This is a genomic window from Streptomyces sp. NPDC005799, from assembly GCF_040630525.1.
Classification (GTDB): domain Bacteria; phylum Actinomycetota; class Actinomycetes; order Streptomycetales; family Streptomycetaceae; genus Streptomyces; species Streptomyces griseorubiginosus_B.
In genome coordinates this window covers 1-3,424 of sequence record NZ_JBEXXQ010000166.1, presented here as the reverse complement: position 1 = coordinate 3,424, position 3,424 = coordinate 1, and the positions used below count along the sequence as shown (strand labels likewise).

Here is a 3,424-nt window from a genome sequence, read left to right as displayed (position 1 = left end):
GCTTCGACCTCCTTCGCCGGCAGATCCTCCTCGCGGACTGAGCACTGTAACGCTCCGCGATCGGACCACAAGAAGTGGATCAGAGCCGAACGAAAATGGCCGTTGACACCCATCGCACGCAGCAGGTTGCCGATCACCGGGGCGCTGACCGGATGACCGGCATCGGTCAGCTCCCGGGACAAGTCCCGCAGTGAGGCGGTAGTCCAGCGCAGTGGGGACACCGGATCGCCCACCTCACGCGGCTCGATCAACAACTCGAGAGCCGCCACCAGACCGGGGTCACGCTCGGCGGCGGACTTCCGTCCGCCGCCGGGTCTGCGCACCCGCCCCAACGGCTCTGCTCCGCCCGCGAGCTCCTCACGCCCTCGCGCAACGGTCGACTCCGAGACCTCCGCGAGCCTGGCCACGGCCGCGATCCCGCCATGCCCCAAAGCTTCAGCCTCGGAAGCCAGATACAGCCGGCGCTGCCGCTCGTCCAGATGCGGCAGCACCACCGCGAACTTCGCATCCAGCACCGCCAGGACTTCATCCGGAATCGCCACAACAGGCCAACTACCACACCAAACCGAGACGTTGGCCGGAATCTGACAGTAGTTTCCTTACGGCTCCTCACCAGTTCGTCTCGCCAGGCGAAATACTTGGCTGCCTTGCGCAGGATGTCCCGCTCGGTGGCCAGCTTTCGCTCGTTCGCCTCAAGCTCGGCCACCCGGGCCTCCAGCTGCCGGATCCGCTTGTCCGGGTCGGCGGACGGTGCCGGCTGTCCTGCCCGGGCCGGCGCAGACCCACCTGACCGGGCGGCCGCGGGGGCGACGCCGCGACGCTCCCGGTCCCGCAGCACCCACTCACGCAGAGTCGCCCTGTTGACGCCCAGGTCAGCGGCGATGCTCTTGTAGGTCGCCCCGGGCGTGGACTCGTACAGGGCCACGGCATCGGCCTTGAACTCGTCCGAGTAGTCCTTCATCGCCATCGGCGGTGTTCTCGCTTCCTCCGGATCAAGCAGATCCAGTATCAGCGTGTCCACCACTCAGGGGGAGGCCCCCCCCACCTCGACCGCACCTGACCCTGGGCAGCAGCATTCACCACGGCCTGGCAGCGGGATAGCCAGCTTCCGGCCCACACCTGACGGGCCGGCCCCGCCCCGACGACACACGAGAGGAGAGCACCGAACCACCCTCGGGCCCGTGGAACCCGACACACCCGCAGCGTCACGCGACGGCCAGTCCCGACACGGCACGGGACATATCAGGCATCCATCCGCTCACAACACCGCCGTAACCCTCGGAAAAATCGAGGTTGACGCCCGACCAGCGAAATCGTGCTCGGTCCCGCCTACCGCCACCACGGCTCCGTCACCCGATCGGTGACCGACCTGAAAAGAGACACGGTCTCCCCCTCGCGGACAGAAACCGAAAGAGCTCACTAAGAGATACGAGACGTTACCGAGAAGGGATCAATCAGACGTTGATCTGCTTCGTCCCCAGGGCACCTGGTGAATCAAAAGTCTGATCCGGTCCGCCTTTGACTGCACCTGTGCAATTATTTTGAGGCCATTCATAGATGAGCACCGGAGTGTGCAGGATGCCCCTCTGGGTGTATGTCGCGCTCTTTCCTGGCGTAACATTGTAGCAAACCAGATCATCCGAGCCCTGAGGGCTCTTCCAGATTATCTGGATAGACCTGGTCTGGGTCGTCTGCCCAGCATTAACGATGAGTATCCAAGCGCCTACCTCATTGGCCGCTGCGTTCGCAGGAAGCGGAGCGGAAACACCAAGTACTGCAGTGCCTGCCAGTACGAAGCCGATGGCGACCCTCTTCGTGCGTTTGATATGGAAACTGGCCATTTTAGTGCAGACCTTTCCTTGGCTCTTACAGGACCGCAAAGGAGATGGTGGAAGATAGTTGACCCAAGGCTGTTCCGTAATCTCTGGCCCGGGGGCAGAATCGCCCGAAGGCGTCCAGTGTAAGGACTGCTCCCCACCTAGCGATGTAACGTATCTGACGCCGTGCGCTGCCCCACTGCGGATTACGAACAGGCTTTAGACGTGCTAGCGACATCCTGCTGGCTAGCCTCATCATCGGGGACCGTGTGGTCGATTTGCCACACCTGACGATCTCCTCAATTAAGACTTTGCGGTTGAGGGCGTTGTATCGGTAGAGGCAAATCGCCTTACTTCGTGTCAGCGTCAGTTTTCTGCGTACTGGGCGCGTCGTGAGTTGGCGTTGTGTGGGTGCTCGGGTGGTGGGTAGCTCAGGGCTTGGGCGTAGTCGCGTAGGTCCGGTTCGTGATCATCCGAGGCTGAGGAATGCGAGGGAGCGGTGCGGGTCGAGGGCGTTGTGGCGGGGGCCGGCCGCGATGTTCTTCACCCGGCCGTGTGGAGGGCTCCGATGGCGAGGTTGTGCCAGGTGGTCATCGTGCGGGGTGTGTTGCGGGTGTGCAGCTGGGAGGCGTCCTCGGCGAAGGTGGGGTCGCGGACGTGGTGCAGGGCTTCGATCTTCCGGTCGTCGTGGACGAGTTCGGCGAGCTGGGCCGTGGTGGCCTGCTCGGGGGTCGGGCTGGTGAGGACGTTGACCGTCTTGGCGGTGGTCTTGCGGTCGGTGCGGCGGTGTTTGGTCTGGACGGCCTGGCGGGCTCGGGGGAAGAGGAGGCTGTCGATGGTGGCGGCCTTGATCCGGCGGATCTCCGGGCGGCTGTGGCCGGTGTCCCGGGTGGGTCCTTGAAGCGGGATGTCTTTCCGGGGAAGGGACTTGAGCTGTCGGCGCAGGTTCTTCTGGCTGACCTTGGCGATCACGATGCAGTGGGCGTCGCGGCCGAGGAGGTGGTCGGTGTGCTCGCGCTGGGTGTGCATGGCGTCGCTGGTGACGATGGTTCCGGCCAGGTCGGCGATGGTGTCCGGCAGCGGCTGGAAGCAGGTGGTCCAGGGCTTGATCAAGTTCCCTGAGCGTCCGGCTTGTTGATGACGCCCAGGAGTGGGAGGGCTCGTTCAGGCTGGTCGCGGATTGCCCGGGTGGTCTTGGCGATGTTGGCGGCTCCACCCTCCCAGTCCTGACCTGACGACCGGCCCACCAGACCCTTCAGATAAGGAAGGAGGACACCCGCACCACCTCCGGGAGCCGTGGAACCCCGGCGCAGCCGCAGCGACACGCGAAGCCCCCGCCCGCGATCACGCGGGACAAACGGAGTGAACCAGCCACACCGTCATGCGCTCACGACCACTGACGAATCGAGGCTAGCCGAAGACTGTCGTGGTGAGCGATTGAGGAAAAGGCGCCGTAAGAGGCGTCAGGTCGGGATCAGGAAGACGAACGCAAGTGAATCGTTGCTGAAGTGTCGAAGGCAGGGGTGATGCGTTCTCAGGCTTCAAGATCGAGTAGTTGGAGGGCGTGGTCGGCTCGTGACCGGTAGTGGTCGGTCGCAGCGGCGATG

Annotated in this window: 1 protein-coding gene and 2 pseudogenes; all 3 read right to left on the bottom strand. The window is 64.1% G+C overall.

Annotated features, from left to right (window positions below):
* Positions 1 to 542 (bottom strand): annotated as a pseudogene (locus ABZ453_RS50815) (hypothetical protein); the annotation flags it as partial.
* 161 nt (positions 543 to 703) lie between these two features.
* Positions 704 to 961, bottom strand: a pseudogene (locus ABZ453_RS50810) (transposase); the annotation flags it as partial.
* A gap of 1,399 nt (positions 962 to 2,360) precedes the next feature.
* Entirely contained in the window at positions 2,361 to 2,930 is a 570-nt protein-coding gene (locus ABZ453_RS50805) for a hypothetical protein (protein ID WP_359026824.1), read from the bottom strand.
* Between the last annotated feature and the right edge of the window lie 494 nt (positions 2,931 to 3,424).